This is a genomic window from Halalkalibacter lacteus (assembly GCF_036663595.1).
In the GTDB taxonomy this organism is placed as follows: Bacteria; Bacillota; Bacilli; order Bacillales; family Bacillaceae_D; genus Halalkalibacter; species Halalkalibacter lacteus.
The window spans coordinates 24,897-43,491 of record NZ_JAWRVL010000020.1 but is presented as its reverse complement, the minus strand read 5'-3'; the positions used below and the strand labels follow the sequence as shown (position 1 = coordinate 43,491).

General features: G+C 38.7%; 17 protein-coding genes and 1 pseudogene. 3 read left to right on the top strand and 15 right to left on the bottom strand.

Annotated features, from left to right (window positions below):
* Nucleotides 1-75: 75 nt before the first annotated feature.
* The 3 genes from SAZ04_RS14685 to SAZ04_RS14675 form a co-directional block, all read right to left on the bottom strand.
* Nucleotides 76-645, bottom strand: coding sequence for a DUF6241 domain-containing protein (locus SAZ04_RS14685; protein ID WP_332696413.1), 570 nt, complete (start codon nt 643-645; stop codon nt 76-78).
* The gene (locus SAZ04_RS14680; RefSeq protein ID WP_332696410.1) at nt 632-817 is read right to left on the bottom strand and encodes a hypothetical protein; all 186 of its coding nucleotides are present in this window, start codon (nt 815-817) and stop codon (nt 632-634) included. Before SAZ04_RS14680 ends, SAZ04_RS14685 begins: the two co-directional genes overlap by 14 nt.
* Before the next feature lie 153 nt (nt 818-970).
* Nucleotides 971-1,405 (bottom strand): 5-methylcytosine restriction system specificity protein McrC, encoded by a 435-nt coding sequence (locus SAZ04_RS14675; protein ID WP_332696408.1) that lies wholly within the window; start codon nt 1,403-1,405, stop codon nt 971-973.
* A 623-nt stretch (nt 1,406-2,028) separates the two neighbouring features.
* On the opposite strand from SAZ04_RS14675, the gene SAZ04_RS14670 reads away from it, so the two are divergent.
* Nucleotides 2,029-2,892: an amidohydrolase family protein gene (locus SAZ04_RS14670; protein ID WP_332696406.1), complete on the top strand. Its 864-nt coding sequence runs from the start codon at nt 2,029-2,031 to the stop codon at nt 2,890-2,892.
* Between the two features lie 540 nt (nt 2,893-3,432).
* On the opposite strand, the gene SAZ04_RS14665 is transcribed toward SAZ04_RS14670, so the two are convergent.
* The 4 genes and pseudogenes from SAZ04_RS14665 to SAZ04_RS14650 form a co-directional block, all read right to left on the bottom strand.
* Complete coding sequence (locus tag SAZ04_RS14665; RefSeq protein WP_332696404.1) at nt 3,433-5,112, bottom strand: SWIM zinc finger family protein; 1,680 nt, start codon at nt 5,110-5,112, stop codon at nt 3,433-3,435.
* A gap of 48 nt (nt 5,113-5,160) precedes the next feature.
* A pseudogene (locus tag SAZ04_RS14660) lies at nt 5,161-5,493 on the bottom strand (IS4 family transposase); the annotation flags it as partial.
* A 360-nt stretch (nt 5,494-5,853) separates the two neighbouring features.
* Nucleotides 5,854-6,351, bottom strand: coding sequence for a transposase (locus tag SAZ04_RS14655; RefSeq protein ID WP_332696402.1), 498 nt, complete (start codon nt 6,349-6,351; stop codon nt 5,854-5,856).
* 286 nt (nt 6,352-6,637) lie between these two features.
* Nucleotides 6,638-7,357 (bottom strand): HAD family hydrolase, encoded by a 720-nt coding sequence (locus tag SAZ04_RS14650; protein WP_332696399.1) that lies wholly within the window; start codon nt 7,355-7,357, stop codon nt 6,638-6,640.
* Nucleotides 7,358-7,765: 408 nt separating this feature from the next.
* Between SAZ04_RS14650 and SAZ04_RS14645 the strand changes: the two genes are divergently transcribed.
* On the top strand, nt 7,766-8,611 hold the full coding sequence (locus SAZ04_RS14645) for a protein-glutamine gamma-glutamyltransferase (RefSeq protein WP_332696396.1): 846 nt from the start codon (nt 7,766-7,768) through the stop codon (nt 8,609-8,611).
* Between the two features lie 149 nt (nt 8,612-8,760).
* On the top strand, nt 8,761-9,000 hold the full coding sequence (locus SAZ04_RS14640) for a YjcZ family sporulation protein (protein ID WP_332696393.1): 240 nt from the start codon (nt 8,761-8,763) through the stop codon (nt 8,998-9,000).
* 454 nt (nt 9,001-9,454) lie between these two features.
* Here the strand turns inward: SAZ04_RS14640 and SAZ04_RS14635 are convergent, their stop codons facing one another.
* The 8 genes from SAZ04_RS14635 to SAZ04_RS14600 form a co-directional block, all read right to left on the bottom strand.
* Nucleotides 9,455-10,243, bottom strand: coding sequence for an XdhC family protein (locus SAZ04_RS14635; protein WP_332696390.1), 789 nt, complete (start codon nt 10,241-10,243; stop codon nt 9,455-9,457).
* 25 nt (nt 10,244-10,268) lie between these two features.
* Nucleotides 10,269-11,138, bottom strand: a complete 870-nt coding sequence (locus tag SAZ04_RS14630; RefSeq protein WP_332696389.1) for an FAD binding domain-containing protein — start codon at nt 11,136-11,138, stop codon at nt 10,269-10,271.
* Nucleotides 11,123-11,599: a (2Fe-2S)-binding protein gene (locus tag SAZ04_RS14625; RefSeq protein ID WP_332696386.1), complete on the bottom strand. Its 477-nt coding sequence runs from the start codon at nt 11,597-11,599 to the stop codon at nt 11,123-11,125. The genes SAZ04_RS14630 and SAZ04_RS14625 overlap by 16 nt, the downstream gene beginning before the upstream one ends.
* The gene (locus SAZ04_RS14620; protein WP_332696382.1) at nt 11,596-13,755 is read right to left on the bottom strand and encodes a xanthine dehydrogenase family protein molybdopterin-binding subunit; all 2,160 of its coding nucleotides are present in this window, start codon (nt 13,753-13,755) and stop codon (nt 11,596-11,598) included. The genes SAZ04_RS14625 and SAZ04_RS14620 overlap by 4 nt, the downstream gene beginning before the upstream one ends.
* A 383-nt stretch (nt 13,756-14,138) precedes the next feature.
* On the bottom strand, nt 14,139-14,735 hold the full coding sequence (locus SAZ04_RS14615) for a nucleotidyltransferase family protein (protein ID WP_332696380.1): 597 nt from the start codon (nt 14,733-14,735) through the stop codon (nt 14,139-14,141).
* Between the two features lie 286 nt (nt 14,736-15,021).
* Nucleotides 15,022-16,995 (bottom strand): TRAP transporter permease, encoded by a 1,974-nt coding sequence (locus tag SAZ04_RS14610; RefSeq protein ID WP_332696377.1) that lies wholly within the window; start codon nt 16,993-16,995, stop codon nt 15,022-15,024.
* A gap of 5 nt (nt 16,996-17,000) precedes the next feature.
* On the bottom strand, nt 17,001-17,450 hold the full coding sequence (locus tag SAZ04_RS14605; RefSeq protein WP_332696374.1) for a DUF1850 domain-containing protein: 450 nt from the start codon (nt 17,448-17,450) through the stop codon (nt 17,001-17,003).
* Nucleotides 17,451-17,559: 109 nt separating this feature from the next.
* Entirely contained in the window at nt 17,560-18,579 is a 1,020-nt protein-coding gene (locus tag SAZ04_RS14600) for a TAXI family TRAP transporter solute-binding subunit (protein WP_332696371.1), read from the bottom strand.
* Nucleotides 18,580-18,595: the final 16 nt, after the last annotated feature.

Here is an 18,595-nt window from a genome sequence, read left to right as displayed (position 1 = left end):
CTTCCTTAACTGGAATGAGTTGAAGGAAGCAAGAGATCCGTCCCCTTGCTTCCCAGACCCCCATCACTGAGTGCCCTATTCAAAATCTGACATTAATTGAAGTATTGTTTCCCTATCAACATTATTTGACTCAAGATAAAGTCTTTCTTCTTCCTGTGAAAGAACTCCTGTTGCACGACCTACTGTTCCACCTTGTAATTCCCACACCGCATTGTGGTCTGCATCAGCCCTACTGAAATCACCAACTGCCCAACTGTTTAAAATATCAAGATAAAGATCAGCATGTTCATAATCATTCATTTCAATCACTTTTATTAAATTTTCTACTCGTTGCTTTGTCAGTAGCATAAAGGACCATTTTGCTTCAGCACGTACTTTGGAATGTGACATGGCGTGAATGTTTTCTTTTACTTCATGTTCACTCATATCCTCAGGAAACAAACTGCCAGCAATTTCTTCTGTTGGAGTATCGTTAACTTCTTCACTTTGCTCTACAATTTCACCTTCTTCTTCAATTTCAGGTTCAACCTCCTCAACCGATTCTTCAATGACTACTTCTTCCTCAATGCTTAACACGTTATATACAAATAATCCGATAGCGACAGCGACAAAAACGACAATTGATAGAATGTTAGTTTTTTTCATGGTTTGTAATCTCCAATAGGTCTGCTATCATTTCAGGTGTTTCAACCATAGCGAATACCTGATACTTCTTATTGTCACGGTTGCGCATTGTGTGATGTAAGTCGTGTCCTCTTTTGATTAAGTCTACCGCTAGTGACTTTTTATAAATGTTTTTAAGTTTTCGTTCACCCATTCGTATGTTCCCCTTCCGATTGTGTAGTTTTAAGTGCTGAACGTTTTATTCAGGACCTACCTCTTGCTTTCTATTATAGAAAATAGGGTACGCCATTTTCGCACACCCCCTATTATTTCTAACTATTACAGATTCTTAATATAGATAGTGACATTAAAACTCCTCTAGATCCAAGCTCCCAGCCAACATCCCTTCCAAATCCTCTACAGTATTCAAAACTGCATCCAAACGAACCGTGTGAACTTCAATATGCTTTTCCGGAAACGAATCAGGAACTAACCATTTTGGTAGTACCCCTTCTTCTTCAATTTTGCGATACAAAAGAATACAACGTTCCGCTGATTTATAAGTCGTGATGTATGCATACATTTGGTAAATGTCACCTTGCTTGTAATTCCGTCTATAATTCACGAACGCACTCTTCCACTTTGTATCAATAATTACTTTGGACACTTCATTATCGGTTTCTATTACAAAATCGGGTTTTAGTAGAATGTCTTCTCTACCTGAGGTCACATTCTGTAATAGCTTTTTAGCCGTGTGCTGCGATCGTACTTCATATGAACACATAAATATGATTGTGGGCAAGCCCTTCGCTTTCAATATATTATTCAGAATAAAGCAGTTGGAGCGATACGCTATTTAGGAGAAAATTGCTTCAAAAACTATCTCTCCCTTCCTTCTTCTGTCATTAAAGATGTCAAAAAAGGGATGTATTCGATTGATCTTGAACGAGATGAAATACTCGTGAAATACAAAAAAATTTATATTATCCTTTAAACAAATACATGCATTTACCTCTGCCTCAAGATGTAATTGACCAATATGAAGTGGGCCTCCCGCTAACCGATAACCAGATTGATCTAGTCGAACGGATTCATACGCGCTACGAGGAAGAGAAGAAATTATTCTCCTTTGTTTCAACGGCTCTCGATCGAACAAAAACAATTTGTATCGAAACTCAATCAGAATGACCGAAGAGAATTGCTTCTATCCACTGAGGATGGCTATGCAGAAAGCTTCTTTCATCTTGAAGACCTCTCCGAATACAATGAACCCTTTATCCAATGGATGAGACTTTGAGGAAGATTATTTATTTAGCTACAGTAAGTATCTACCCGTAGAACGGTGGATACTTACTTGACTCATATAGATTCGCTGTTTCATAATAAAACGGTAGGAACCTGATAGCTGAAAAGGAGGAAAGGAATTTGATCGTTGATTGTCATTTTCATATAGATGAAAAGATGCTGACCATTGAGAAAATGTTAGAGAGTATGGATCAGAACGGTATAGACAAAACTGCTCTAATTTCACCTATGAATGAACCAATGTTTCATGATGATCGATTGTTTCACAGAAATATGCACCGAATTTTTAAATTTCTAATCTTGAACTCTCCCTCTATTGGATTAAAGATCTATCAGAGCCTAGTAAAGGATGGTTATTTTAACGTCTATGGCAACCAATACAAAATCTTCGCTAAGCCTAACAATGCTGTAGTGGAGGATACGATCATTCGTTTTCCGGACCGTTTTCTTGGATGGGTTGCAGTAAATCCTTTGTTACCCGATACCATGGAGGAATTAGAAACATATCTCAGTAATCCCGGTTTCATTGGTGTGAAAGCCCACCCATTTATGCACGAGTATAGCATTAAAGCGCTTGATCAAGTGGCAGACGTGTGTCAGGTAAAGGGAAAACCTATGATCATTCACCTCTCTGCTGAACAAGATTCCTATCGATACTTGCCAGAGAAGTTTCCGAAGCTTAAATTAATTTATGCACATGCAGGCTTACCATTCTGGAAGAGTCTCTGGACATACGTGAAAGACCATCCTAATGTGTATATTGACACGTCTAGTGATTACCTCAATTCTTCTATCGTGAAGGACGTCGTACAATCGTTAGGTTTCCGAAAATGTCTTTATGGTTGCGACGGACCGTATGGAATGACCACATATAACGAATACGACTATTCTTCTAAAAAGACTTGGATAGATACGCTCCCCATTCCTGAAAACGAAAAAGAGTATATATTGGGGAAGAATTTCTTAGAATTAATCTGTAACTAACTATTCCATACCTCAAAGTCTGATCGTAACCCTCGTCAGCTTTTAATTTATTTTCTATGATTAACAAATAACATTGTTCCTCATTTTGAATAACAGAGATGATGTATGGAATCCCCATTGATGTATGAATTCTAGTATAAGTCATTACTTCAAAGTGGTTTGGTTTATCAATCTCCAGAAAACGAGCTAAAAACTTTTCGCGAAAGTAAGATGAATGGTTAAATAATGCGACAAGCAAGATTGAAATAATATCTTCTTTGTACTAGTTGGGTTAAGTTGCTCTGTTTAACTAAAAGTAAAGCAAAAGCTGGTATGAAAGCGGGAAATATTAGTATTAGTGGATTAGGACAATTTGCTGCCCAAATGATTATTATTGAAGGTTGTAAAGTGTGACCACAATTTCCATGAATACTGTGCGAACATCTTATTAATTTCTTTTTCGGACAATACAGGGTTATCATTATTTAAGGCCTGCAGACAGGGGGACAGAGGGCAGGGTTTGAACTGCACCCGCGTCCCCGTCCCCACTTTGAATTCTTATTAAAGTTTCCCAAGCTCATCAACAAACGCTGGTCTTTTTTTATATTGTTGTTGTAAATGAATAATTAGCTTATGTGCATGGAAGTTGCCACATGCCTTTTTGTACAATTGGATCCGTTTACATACATGCTTATATTCTTTTCTATTGCTCGCCTGCTCAGCTGCCGTTTCAAGCCATGTTTTAAATAGCTCGTTCACTTCTTCAAAGTAGGACTCAATTAGATACGGATATAACGTTTCGATGGAAGCGAGATGCCCTTTGCAATATTCCAGTAGCTTATCATACATTTTTTCGGCTTTTAATATTTCTAGATAGGTTGGAGGAGGATAAATTTTTTTCTCAAAGGTTTCAAGTATCTCTTTTTGGACCTCATTCCACTTATTCGGCTCATATAGTTCTTTCAGTTTCTTGTAATAGCTATATTGATTATTATATAAAAAGTATAACGCTAATTCCCTTTGTCCTTCTATGTCACCAAGTGCTTCAAAAGCCTGTAATCGTTGTCTTTTCCAATTATGAACAAGACCTAAGTACTCTTTATCTTTTTCTTCGCCTTCCTCACAAAGTCTAACTACTTCTAAAAACTCCCCTTTTTCCATTAAGCGTTCAATCGCCATTTCCCTAAAAGGGGTGTACTCGATATTTTTATTAATGAACTGCTGTACGATTTCCTCTGTATCATAAACCTCTAATAGTTCCAATTGAAGCAGTTTTATATTTTTCTTATCATATTCTGCACCCCATGAAGTATCCGTCACACTTTCAAGCATCCTGTTCAAATAGTTTGCAAGTTCTGCCCTTAGGTCGACATTACCAGCAAAAGCGATGCAGGTTCTTAGCAGACTAAATGACCAGTCACTCCACTCTTCATAGCGGTTACTTTGCGCTTCTTTCAATATGGTTGAAAAAATCTTCTGCTGCTCACGATCATTTAATTGATCAATACCGGCAGAAGCGGCCTCATTAATGATCTCTAAACATTCCTCTACGACACCGCCTGCAATTCCACTTGAATCATCACAGTATTGAATCATATCAACAACAACGGATAATACCGCAATACTTAGGCGAACAGCACTTTCCGTATTTCTGTCTGCCATCTTTCCTCGTGCTTTTTCAAGTGTCATTTCCGCACCTAGTACTGCATGATTGACGTCTTTCCATTCAATAAAACCACGTTGCTTTGCTTGATTAATATATTCTCTAATTAGTTTTTTGCTAGAGGATATCTCATCCTGAGCAGGGGCATAGGTGAATAACAGCTTCTTTTTAATTTCCTCATGTTCTTGCGATAAATTTAAAATAATCTGTATCAATTCATCTTTTCGAAGTTTTGATATGATCGTTTCTAAGTCCGTTTCCTTCTCAGTCGTAGAAGATTCGTCCATCATCGATTTGTCAGTTGCTGCCTTTAACTCGCTCCTTAACGCTAAAAATGCAGCAACTTGATGCTTACAATGATCTCCCCAATCGTACGGACAATCACAGGATGAATCGATCACCCCTGTTGTTTCATCAATAGTAACGGTAACATTGTAGTCTTGAGTCCCAGCAACTTCTATAAGATAAGTATTTTTATTAATGACTTTGATCTGTTCAATATGTCCATGATCAAAATAATCCTTGCCTCGTATCAAAATAACATCATCCATATATTCTTCAAAATTAACAAGCTTCATCGCTCCTTACTCTCCTCCCTTTCTAGCTATCGTACTTTTCTTATTAACTCAACTTTCGCACTCAGAAATAGGCAGGTAGACCTTGATGTAATTAGGTAAGCCTGCAATCCAGTGTTGTAGTTTTCTTTGTATTAACTTTTGAATTTTTTTGTTACTTTCTTTCAGGACTTCTTGAAGAAGCTCGAGTAACTGCCCTAGTGCAACAGCTCAATCAAGATCACTGATTTCATCACATAGTTCATAGAATAGACCACCTAATGTTCTTTGGTCTGTGCTACAACGATTCTGCCAAGATAATACAATGTATCTAGTGAAGACAATCGTGGTATGGCAAATCAAGGAGTCATATGAACGCCCTTGAAACTCTTTTTGTAGTTTTAGTCAGTAGCATTGCATAAATAAAATCGAGTGATGTCAAATCACTGTTTTTTAGTCACTTCACAAAGTCTGAACATTCAGATTTTATCATATTCCAGTCTAAGTGAAAAAAGGACAACAGGTAGGTTAACGGTAGTTATCATCTACAATTTTACATTTATGCTTTTTCCTAGTTAAACATCGGATCATACGTCAAGTCGTCTAGATGGCTCACCTCACCTTCAGCGAATTGCTGCTCAATCATCCTAAACTCCTCTTCCCAGTTCTGTTTTCGACGTCCTTTTGAAAAGCGTGTAGGCTGTCTGAAAAGGGAACGAAGAAAGGCGTCAAAGCCTTTAAACAACAGTTTCTGTAGGGTTTTCTTTATTTCGAGTAAAGGACCGTTGTGCTGCAGTTTTTCTTGTAAAAGCACTTGTAAACAGTACGTGATGAGGCAACCCAAATTTGATTACACACCGCATTTTCACTCTTGCCATAGAACGTTTTGAACGTGAGGTGTTGTTTCATCCACTTGAAAAAGGTCTCAATTTTCCAGCAATTCGTGACGATGATGACGACGTTTCCTTGGCTATCGTGTGTCTGGATTGAGCGTAAGGAATGGGTCATTTTTGTCCCATTTTGTGAGTTTCCTAGAAACACTTCTTGATCTTTCACAGTAGGTGAGTCCGCTTGTGGAATTTGTTCTGATAGCACTTCAACCTGTGCATCCTTCTTCAAACGAGTGATAAACCGAACATCGCTGAAACATAGGTGATCAAACTGTTTATAATCGATATAGCCACGGTCAAACAAGTGAATCGCATCCGAATCAATATCAATGAGATCTCCCATTTGAGTACGGTCTGCATGCTTGGCCGGCAAAAGAAGTCCTTTATCGGGTAGGGTCAACTCTTTTGTGACTACGACTCGTAAATGAAGTCGAATTCCCGCCTTCGTTTAGCGAAACTAAAGAAGAAAGGGATACGTTCGGGACTGGTAAAAAAGTACATTTTAATTTGATGAATTGATGTTCAACTACAACAAATGGTACTTTATTAAATGCTATATAACTATATATGGTATGACTTTTTCACTGATCTCGATACGTCCCATAAAGAAGATTTCAAAGGAACTAAAATAGGAACCAGAATTTTACAGTTGCTGATTCCTAACACAATGGCCTAAGCTTTTTTACAAATAAATCTAATAGCTCTTTGGCACTATGTACTTCTTTATCTGGTTTATAGGTAGCATTGGCTGGTAAATCTTTCTTACGATGATTCATCCAGACCGCCTGCCAGCCTGCTTGTTTTGCTCCGATAATATCTTTTTCAAAATTGTCCCCGATATAAACCGTTTTGGTTTGGTCAAGTTCTATTTTCTCTTCAATAAAATCAAACACTTCTCTTTTCGGTTTTGCATGACCAATGGTTCCAGAAATAAAAGTCTTTTCTGCAGGAACCCAGCGACTAAGGCCGAGCTGCTTTATTTTCATTGCTTGATGTTTTTCCTCACCATTGGTAAGAATCCCAAGCTGTTTTCCTTTTTTGTAAAGTGCATTTAGTAGTTCTTCCACTTCCGGAAACAATGTAATGTTTTTTTGTTCGGCAACATACGTTTCATGAAAAATAGCCGCTTTTTCCGTATCTATAGGAATGTTAAAGTCCTTAAAGGCAGCGATAATTCGTCCAGTCTGCCATTCAAATTGTGATATTTCACCTGCTTCACTTTGATCAAATAAAATCTCACTATACTTTCGACTAGCTTTATATAATTGATCAATTTCTTCGTCAGATAATGGCTCTTGAAACAGCTTCCTCACAGTTTTATGAAAAGATTGTGCTTGGTCATATAGTGTATCATCGACGTCAAAAATTATCGTATCCATTCGCAAAACCCTCCTCGTATTATTATGATACCACTTATTTATGTTAGAAATTATTTAAATTGACTGAAATCCTTCATATTGACTCAGTAGCAAATCGCATATTTCTTTACCGAATAATAATACTGTCTTCCCCCCCTTACTGTTTTTTATCCACTAGGCTACTAAAGCCAGGTAATGAAGGGTATTACAATATGAAGACAAGTATGACAGAGAAACAGTTCATAAACATATGGTTGATTATTATCAATTAAAAAAGATATCCTCCTACAACAAGAACACTAAAAATATATCTTGAGGAAAAGGACAGAGGAGGGACAGGGTTTGAACTGCCCCTATAAACATTATTAAGATGTAACTCGAATACATTAGAGATAATCATAAATTTATATGATTTGATAGGAGGAGCATATGATACAAATAATGGGGATGCCTTTTCAACTAACTGAAATGGAGAACTTTGGTAGAGTAGAATTAACGATTATACAACGAATGTATGAAGATCCTGCCCTATATTCATATTCTTCCTTTGATGAATTTATATTTGAAATCAAAACTCGCAAAAACATTATAGACAGTTCAGTAAGCATGAATGAGAGTCAAATGGAGTTTTCCGTATTTGAATCTGCTCGTTGTAATCCACAGTACTGGTACTTAACAGAAACTGGTGGATTTCTGTTAAGGCAAGATGTTAGACCCTCTGATGCGATTCAAGACATTTATCAGAACAGTTCCCTTTATGCGTTTGATTGTTCGACGGCTTGTGTCATCATTTTTTACCATGCCATTCTAAACAGTATAGGTGATCAATCTTTTAATCTTATTTTCCCAAACCTCTACTTATATAGTTGGCATGCTGATTCCGATCTTGGACTACACAACGTTTATACAAATCACTTTTTACCTGGTGATGTTATTTATTTTAATAATCCAGACTTTCATCCACAAATTTATTGGTTAAGAGGGCAAAATGCTGTGGATCTTGGCGATGGTACCTTTTTTGGGCATGGGTTTGGAATAATGACTGTTGAACAAATGATACAAACACTTAATGAAAATAGAAAACCACAAAGTAATCACTCTGCCTATTTGCTTGATTCCGTCACTAGACTTGACTTTAGCCATTTAGCCAGAATTACAATGTTACAGAGAGGGTATCTTACTTTTAAAAAGCAACAAATCATAATCCATCATAACCAATGTTCAATATCCTTTATACAATATCTATTTTATCTTCATCAAAACCTTAATCGATGATTAAAACGATCGTTCTCCTAGTAATAATTTTAGATTTCAAGACTCGTTCGAACCAAGACACCAACCCATTTTTATGTAGACGGGCTACATTTTCAAGGTAGGCGAGTATTATGTAGAGATAAATAACTAACCCGAGAGGAAGTGTCAATATGTATCCTAACGTAAACGCACCTTTTGCTATGGGTGCTAATGTCAATGCACCCTTTACTATGGGAGCTGCCGAAAATGTGCCATTCACTATGGGAGAAACTTCTCCTTATCAACCATATCATTATTCTCCTGTTATGGGGTATAGTGCCCCTTCACGTTGCTACGATAGTTTCACGCTAATTGTTGTCTTGTTTATATTATTAATTATTGTAGGTGCGGGTAGCTTTTCTAAATGCTAAGCAAATAAATCCCGTACAATTTTCAGGTGAAGCGGGGCGGTTCTTTAAGGTGACAATTGGAAGTTTTGCGCGAAAGAAGGCACAACAAGCAGATTTTAACTGCTCGTTGTGCCTTTATAAATGAAATATTTCATCGTTGTCTTAGTAGCACATGGCGTGTAATTTTTCTTCATATACATGGATCTAGATTTAGGCATCTTCATCTCTCCTGCAACTATTCTTTACACCTAAAGTTTCATTGCCAAAATAACTTCAATATGTTGTTGGCGCTTTTTTGATAGGTCTAGTAATTCATTTTCTATTACATCATCATAATCAAGGACGTGTCCATTTTCCATAGGTTCATCATACTTTTTTACACTTAAAATAAAAAAGGCCACAACCAAGTCCTTACACTAGTTGTGGCTTTATGAGCGACATTTGAGACATGGCGCTTGTCCCCTGCATCTTTTTATCAATTTAATTGTTTCACTTTGATAGGCTGTTCCCTGCTTACTTTGATGATTTCTCCAATTATACTAATTGCAATTTCTTCTGATGTTTCTGAGCCAATTTCCAATCCGATTGGAGAATGGACCTGCTCCAACTGTTCTTGCGTGACCCCTTCACTTTTTACTTTTTCAAATATGTTAATGACCTTGCGTTTACTGGCGACCATTCCAACATATGCACACGGAAATTGTAGTACAGTTTTTAGTGCAATATCATCACTATCTTTTGTGACAATTACCACATATGACTTTTCATTTATGTTGGCTGAAAGCAAAGCCTTTCCAATATCCTCGTTCACAAAAAGGTTTGTCGCATTAGGAAAGCGTTCCTTCGTACAATAACCAACGCGATCATCGACGATGCAATAAGGATATTCGAGGAAATCAGCGAGCTTAGCCATCGCATAACCTAAATGACCGGCTCCGACCAGAACGAGTTCAGGTCTGCTTGAATAGACTTCAATAAAAACCCGTAACGTACCGCCACAATTCATGTGAATTCCGTCTTTTGCATGTTTATTCAATTTATATTCAACGATTTTCGATTGGCCATTTTGGATCGCCTTTACACTTTCTTCGATTACATAGTATTCAGCCAAGCCCCCTCCGACAGTCCCTTGAATCGTACCATTACGGTATACAATCATTTTTCCAACATGACTGGGAGTCGAGCCCTTTGATTCTATAATCATGGCTAAAGCAAAGGTTTCATTTTGACGTGTCAGCATGGCCACTTTTTCCATCAGCAGCATGAATATCTCCCCCCTTTTTTTAAAATTAATTCGTTTGATATTGCTTCAAGCTAAGAAAATATCGTAATAGATTTAACGCAACGGTTTTTCTGTAAGTTGCAGTGGAGCGCTGGTCGTCGATTGGTCTAATGACCTTATCGAAGGCTGCCACAATTGTAGTGATGTCTGCATCAGCTAATGGTATGGTTTTTCCAACCAGCTTCTTCTCAATAACAGTGGAACGAACCATAGTAGCTCCGACCGCCCCGAAGGCAATGCGAATGTCATCGATTCGATCGTTGCTTATCCGGATGAAACCCGCAAACAATACTTTGGCTATTGCATCTGCGTTGCGGTTGCCGACTTTCTCAAAAACGACATGAGCATCTTCTTCTAATACAGACGGCAGAATAATCTCAATTAATATTTCATTTTGAAAGCGTTGAACCCGTCGTGGACCTTGAATAAAATCACTAATCGCAACCAAGCGATCACCAGTTACGGAGCGCAACAGCAGCTTTGCATTGTATACATATAATAAAGGAAGCGTGTCTCCGGCTGGAGAGGCGTTGCAAATATTGCCACCTAATGTTCCCCGGTTTCTAATTGCCGGGGCAGCAATTGTTTTTATTGCGTTTTTTAATGGCATTGGAATTAGCCGATTTTCAAGTAACTCACTATAGGTAGAGCAGGCCCCGATGTGGAGATCGTTGTGATGTTGATACACCTGCTTTAATTCGGAAAGATGATCAATAAAAACAATCGGTTTAGGGATTTTGGAAGGTACTCCCCTTCGACTTTTGTGAAGAACCATGATATCGGTGCCGCCGGCGATGATTGCACAGTCTTCTCTATTCAATTGGCATAACGTTTGGTCTAAACGATCGAAGCAATATGCCGTTATTTTCTCTTCCATAAGCCGTCCCCTTTTTTAGCTGCCAGATTAATCGCATCAACAATCATATTGTAGCCCGTACATCGGCACAGATTTCCGGAAATGCCTTCACGAATTTCCGCTTCTGAAGGATGAGGATTTTTCGATAATAAAGCATCACTTGCCATAATCATCCCCGGAATGCAATAGCCGCATTGCACTCCCCCAGCTATGGAATAGCTCTCATCTAAAACCTTAAATTGTTCCGTTTCCATTATCCCTTCAATCGTTTGAATATCGGCACCAGCAATTGAGCCAATGGGAATAAGGCAGCTGTTTTGCAAGAGGTTATTCACAAAAACACTGCATGCTCCACACTCCCCTTCACCACAGCCTTCCTTTGTTCCGATTAACTCAAACTCGTCTCTCAATAAATCTAGTAATCTTCCTGTAACAGGGGCGTCAGTTTCTACCGTTCTTCCATTTAGTGTGAATTTAATCAATCTCTTTCGCCTTCTTTCATCCAAAGACTTTCAATAATAACTTCCGGTGTAATTGGAATTTGCTGATAAGAAATTTGCAGTGCATCCTCGATCGCAGCTTGGACTGCTGGAGCACCTCCGATTAAAGTCAATTCACCTGCACCCTTCGCCCCGTATGGACCATCAGCATAGGGATTATCAAAGACCTTGCTTTCGATTGAAACAACGTCCAATGAAGTCGGGGGTCCATAATCCGATATGCTTTTCTGTTGGATTCTACCTTGCTTTGAAGTCATCTTTTCTAGATATCCGTACGCTAATCCTTGAGCCAAACCACCGTCAATTTGGCCTTTCATAATCCGTTCATCGATGACCTTCCCAACTTCATAATTGGCGTATACTTTTTCTAACTTTACATTTCCTGTTAACATATCTACTTCTACTTCAACAATATTAACACCCCATGAATAAGCCGGGTAGGCATCTCCAGTGAAGGTTTTCTCGTCCCAAGGAATCATTTCACGGTGAATATAATGCTCAACTACTTCCTGTTCCACCCCAATTTGCCACTGAGCCTTAAGTTTTTTTGCGGCCCGTTCTAGCAACTTCCCGACAATCATCGTCGTCCTCGAGGCTACGGTCGGGCCGGAGTCGGGAACCGTTTTTGTATCCGGATATGGGTACAAAATTTCTTCGTATGGAAGGTCTAGTTCTTTGGCGACAATTTTACACAGAGTCGTAAAAATGCCTTGTCCCATATCAGAATTTGAAATGTTTAGCGATACCTTTCCGTCCTTTGATTTAACCAGCTTCACCGTTGCTTTAATATGATCTCTTTCACCGCTCCCTGTAAATCCACAGCCGTGAAGGAACAAGGAAGTTCCCATGCCTTTTTTATAGCGCTGATCTTGTTGATTTAAACGCTGAAACTTCTCTTTTTTCTTTTTGTATTCTGACGTGTAGAGTAGGTCGTCAATCATTTCTTCCATTAATATTGGGTCGTGGAATTTCCCTTTTGTGATTGTGAGATCTCCTTGTTTGACAAGATATTTTCGTTTATATTCAAGTGGGTCGATGTTTGCCAGTTTACTAAGATGTCCAATATGACTTTCGATTCCGGAAAAGCTTTGTGGAGCACCAAAGCCTCTGAAGGCACCATTCGGAACTGTATTGGTTTTTAAGACATAGCCTTTTGCATGAAAATGCGGAATTTTATAAACGCCGGCACTGTTTAGTAATGATCGCTGCAGTACGACAGAGCTCAACCCCTCATTCGCTCCGCCATCGAGAAAGAGGTCAACACACATGCTCAAAATATTTCCTTCCCTATCTAGGGCAGTTCGATATTTTAGTTTGGCCGGATGCCTTTTCGTCGTAACTTCCATATCTTCAGAACGGTCAAACACGAGCATTACCGATTTTTTTGTTACTTTTGCAGCAACAGCTACGTGACAAGCCATCATCGATGGATAATCTTCTTTGCCGCCAAAACCTCCGCCGGTAGGGCTTTGAACAACTCTGACTTCATCGTCACCACAGGCTAACGCACTTAGCAATGCATTTTTTATATAATAAAGACATTGCATCGATCCTTGGACGACAATTTCATCCTCCTTATAAATGGCGAGCATTCCTTGTGGCTCAAGGTAGACATGCTCTTGATACCCCGTTTCATATTCTTCTTCGATGATTTGATGGGCTCCCTGTTCGATAGCTGAAATGTTCTCTAAGCTTTCCCCAAATTCATAGCTTGCCATTACCCCAGATGCTGATTCTTGTTTGATCGCTTCGTCCAAATTATAGACAGCCTGATGTTCTTCAAATTCAACCTTCACGTCATGTAACAAACTGTACAGGATATTCAGGTCTTTCCCAACAAGCATGAGAATCGGTTCACCAATATAATTAACCCACTCATCGGCAAAAATGGGCTGATCTTCTTTGATAATTTTGACATAATTCGGTCCGGGGATATGCTCTGCTCCAACAGCTTCATACCCTTCCGGAAGGTTTGGTAATTGGATGGATATGATTTTTCCATAAGCAATTGGCGACCGATATAACACACCATAAACCATATTGTCCAATTTCACGTCACTAATATAGGGCAACTGACCCGACACTTTCCCTTTATGGTCTTTTTTAGGCACTGAGGTGCTTATATCTTTGAGACTCATTGCAACAACACCCTTCGAGGGACAAGGAAAAGAACGTACCTGTCCCTATGTCCCATGTGATTAATAGAAATCTCTTCCTTCAATTTTATAAATGAGGGTGATATTTTATGATTACTTTTTATTTAAGAGGATGTTCAAAAAGGGGTGTTTTTTCCGCTTTTTGAACATCCTCGAAGCAATGAGCGAAGCCGCTACATGCCCTTAAGTCCGTGTGAGTGGGGTTCTCGCACGGACGCGTAGCGAGTGAAGCCATTGCCAACTTCTTGAACACACTCTTTAAGAATTTCGTTGTTTTCCTTAATCGAAAAATCAACAAATAAACGCAGCGTAATTCGGCCATGAAAGCTGATCGAATTACGCTGCGTTAATAAATACTGATAGAATTAATGAGAAAGTAAAGCTTTATAATAATCAATGGCTTTTTGGTAATCATTTGGCGTATCAATATCCATTATTACTCCACGATCGTCGACATTGACGTATTTCTTTTCAAAACGGTTAAGAACCACACGCAAATTACTTTTTGGATTTGTTTTGAGAATCTGCTGTTTGACTTCGTTTGATATCTTGATAGGATGGCCTCCTTTAAATTTGAAGCTTGGTATGACCATATTTCCTTCTTCTTCAGCTAGTCGTTGCACGGTCTCTTTTTTGACCATAGGACAATCACCGGGTGTTATAAAAATGGGAGAATCGTTAACGGCAATACAACCTTTTTGAATGGAACTAAACATTCCTTGGTTAAAGTTTTCATTAAATACAAACTTTATCTGAAAAGAGTATGCATTTTTTTCATTGATTTTCATAACTTCTTCTTGAATGATTTCTGCTTGAAACCCACCTATGACGATAACCCTGCTGCATAATCCTTCAAATTTGGATATCGTTTGCTCCAATACTGTCATTTGCCCCATTGGTAAAGTCATTTTAAATGCATTCGCCCGGCTGGAATAACCAGCAGCTAAAATGATTGCTTCCATGTTGGTCATCTCCGAGGATAGATTTTGTCTGCCTTTCATTAATAAGAATATATTATACAAATTAAAAATGATGACACAATACATACACTATTTTATCACTGACCTGAAAAGAATCTGTACTGGTGTTCTTGTTGAAATGAATACAATTAAAAAAGCGCAAATAACTAATAACCAGTATAAATCTAGTTTCATTAGGAAAGCAAAGGGACCCACGCCTATATGTACCGTTTAAAAGCCTATGCATCTAGATGCATAGGCTTGCTATTTATAAAGAATGACTTTCCCCCTACATCGCCATGGAACTTGTTTGAACAGATGTTTTCTTCTTTCCTTTTTTCCATTGAATTACTACAACTAGCGCGATAATGGCAAATCCAGCTATATCTTGTATTAAAACGGGATTCATAAATAACAAGGATCCTCCAAATAATAGCAAACGTAAAATGGGGTTTATGTTAGCAAATAGATACCCTTCTGCTGCCGTTCCTAGCATAATAACTCCCGTGACCGCTGTTATGACAACTAGCAATCCTTCCATAAGGGTTGTATCAATCAACAGAAGGGAGTTATTGTAAACAAACATATATGGAACAATAAATCCAGCAACGGCTAATTTCATTGATAAGAAACCTGTCTTCATTTGATCTCCCCCTGATATCCCCGCAGCTGCAAATGCAGCTAAGGCAACAGGTGGCGTAATGTTTGCAAATATTCCAAAATAGAAAACGAATAAATGTGCAACTAATGGCTCAATACCTAGTGTGATAAGTGCAGGAGCAGCCATTGTTGCCGTAATAATATACGTTGGAATACTTGGTAGCCCCATTCCAAGAACGATACATGCAATCATCGTAAAGACAAGGGTTAAAAATAAGCTTTCACCACCAAACGCGACAATCCCATTTGCCAACTTCAAGCCAAAACCAGTCATTGTTGCCACACCAACAACAATTCCAACACAAGCGCAGGCAATTGCTACCCCTATAGATGTCCGCGCCCCTTGTTCCAATGCATCAGTAATATCTCGAACTGACATTCTTGTTGTTTTTCGTACCATCGCAACGATAACGGTAATAATAATCGTGAGGAACGCAGAGAAAATAATCGTGCGTCCACTAAAGAACAGCATATACATTAGAAAGATAAGTGGGATAAACAGATGCCCCCGCTCTTTTAATACTTCCATGACTCTTGGAAGGTTCTCTCTAGAAATCCCTTTTAATCCTTCTTTTGTTGCGCGAATATGAATTTGAACAATAATCCCTAGATAGAAGAGTAACGCTGGCAATAACGCTGCAAGAGCAATTTGACTGTACGGAATCCCTAATGTTTCAGCCATTATGAAGGCAGCAGCCCCCATAATTGGTGGTAGAATTTGTCCCCCGACAGAGGCAGCAGCTTCAACAGCTCCAGCAAAATTACGACTGTACCCAATTTTTTTCATTAGTGGAATCGTAAAAGTTCCGGTCGTCACCACATTAGCAACAGCTGCCCCGTTAATACTCCCTAAGAAACCGCTTGCAATAACTGATACTTTTGCTGGTCCTCCTCGCGTTTGCCCAGCAATCGCTAATGCCATATCGTTAAAAAATTGTCCCATCCCTGATTTCGATAGAAAAGCACCAAATAGAATAAAGAGGAAGATGTAGGTAGCTGAAACGCCGATTGCTGTTCCATAAACCCCTTCTGTAGTCACATACATAAAATTAACTAGTTCATCCCAGGTATAACCACGATGGCGAAAAATTCCTGAAAATTCACGGCCAAATAATCCATATAAAAAGAATATAACGGCCATCGTTGGTAAACCCCAGCCTGTTACACGACGTGATGCCTCTAATACTAAAAGAACTAACATAGCCCCAAATAATAAATCAAAATTATTTGGTAAGCCACCTCGGTTCACAATCCCTAAGTACTCAACAAAGATATAGACAGATGTCGAAACAGCCATAAGAGCGAATATCACATCATACCAAGGAACCTTTGTTCGACTTGCTTTTTTAAACGGCGGATATAATAAAAAGATTAGAGCTAAGATCGCTGCAACATGCAAGGAACGATGTTGCAACGTAGCTGGTGTTCCAAAATAAGACGTATACATATGATAAAGAGATAAAGAAATTGCAATAATCGAAACAATTATTCCAACCGTCTTGTTGGAGAAAGTTCGAAAGCGTGATTCTGTATCGTATTTTTCTAAAACTGCTTGCTGTTCTTTTGTCATTTGAGGTTCGTCCATAGTTGAACGCTCTGTCATGACAATCACCTCTTCTCTACAAATATTTCCATTCTTTCATGGTGGGGCAGGTCTTCCGCATCAAAAACTGTTGATTCATTAATCTCAAGCTCAAAATTAACATTTTGTGAATGAATCCATCGGAACACAGATAGTTTCTCATTTATATCTCGAATGATCACTTCTCCATCTTCTACGCTCATGGTTCCTTTTTGATGAGGAACACCTGCGCCAAATGATGTAAACGCTGTTTCTATTAATAAAAGATTTCCTTCAGTCGTAAGTTGATACGTTTCACGCCATGGCGTTTTCTCGACAGAATGAATCCACTTGATTGTGAATGTATCTCCAGCTTTGAGATCATTCACTTTGTTATAAATAATCCCATTTTCTTGACTCTGAACAATAAGGGTCATTTTATCTGGATTCGTACAAGCCGATAAAATGAATAGAATGAATACGAACCAGATTCTCATTTCACAACCCCCTATCTTCTTAAAAATAAGAAGCTGACTCCATTCAACAAACCGTCCATTTTCAGGAATGGTAGTGCGCTATTGAAAGAGTCAGCTCTCAAGAAATATATTAGTCTAATGCTCCCACTTCTTTAAAGTAACGCTCAGCTCCTGGATGAAATGGAATAGGCATACCAACGTCAACGGTTTCTAACGTTATATCTTTTGCAGCATTGTGAGATCCTTGAATTTGCTCAAGACTTTCAAACAATGCCTTTGTAATTTCATATCCAGCGTCTTCAGAGACTTCATTTGAAAGTAGCAATAAATTAGTAATAGCGGCTGTTGGAATCTCTTCTTCATTTCCATAAGCACCTGCTGGGATCATTTCACTTGAAAAGAACTGATAGTTCTCAATTAAGTAATCCATCGCTTCGCCTTCAATCGGTAGAATTTTAGCTGTATGTGTTGTATCAAGGTCGATAACTGTTGCATTTGGAACACCACTAGTTACAAATGCTGCATCGATCATACCGTTTTTGATCTGATCAATTGCTTCACTGTAAGATAAGTAATCTTCGTCAACATCATCATAAGTCATTCCATGCGCTTCAAGAACCATACGTGCGTTTAACTCTACTCCAGAATTCGCAGCCCCAACCCCTACGCTTTTTCCTTCTAAATCAGCAATGCTTTTAATTCCTGAAGCTTCAGTTGTTACAACTTGAACAAAGTTAGGATAAAGTGCCATTAAACCTCTTAATGAATCAATTGGCTGTTCTCCTTCAAATGCACCGCTTCCTTCATAAGCTTGTAAAACCGTATCGGCCATCGTAATGGCAAGTTCGGCTCTACCCGTATTTAAGAGGTTAACATTCTCAACAGATGCACCTGTTGCTTGAACAGAAGAATCAATTCCAAGTTCAGTTTCAATAATATTTGAAATCGCACCACCGATTGGATAGTACACCCCAGACGTCCCCCCAGTTGCTACTGTTACAAATAAATCTTCTAGCTCCATGTCACCTGCTTCACTTTCAACTTCAGTTCCTTCTGTCTCCTCAGCGTCTGGATTTGTAGTACCTTCGCCTCCACATGCAGTTAAAAAAACAAGCATTGATGCAACAATCAACGTGCAAAACTTTTTCATAGATGATTCCCCCTAT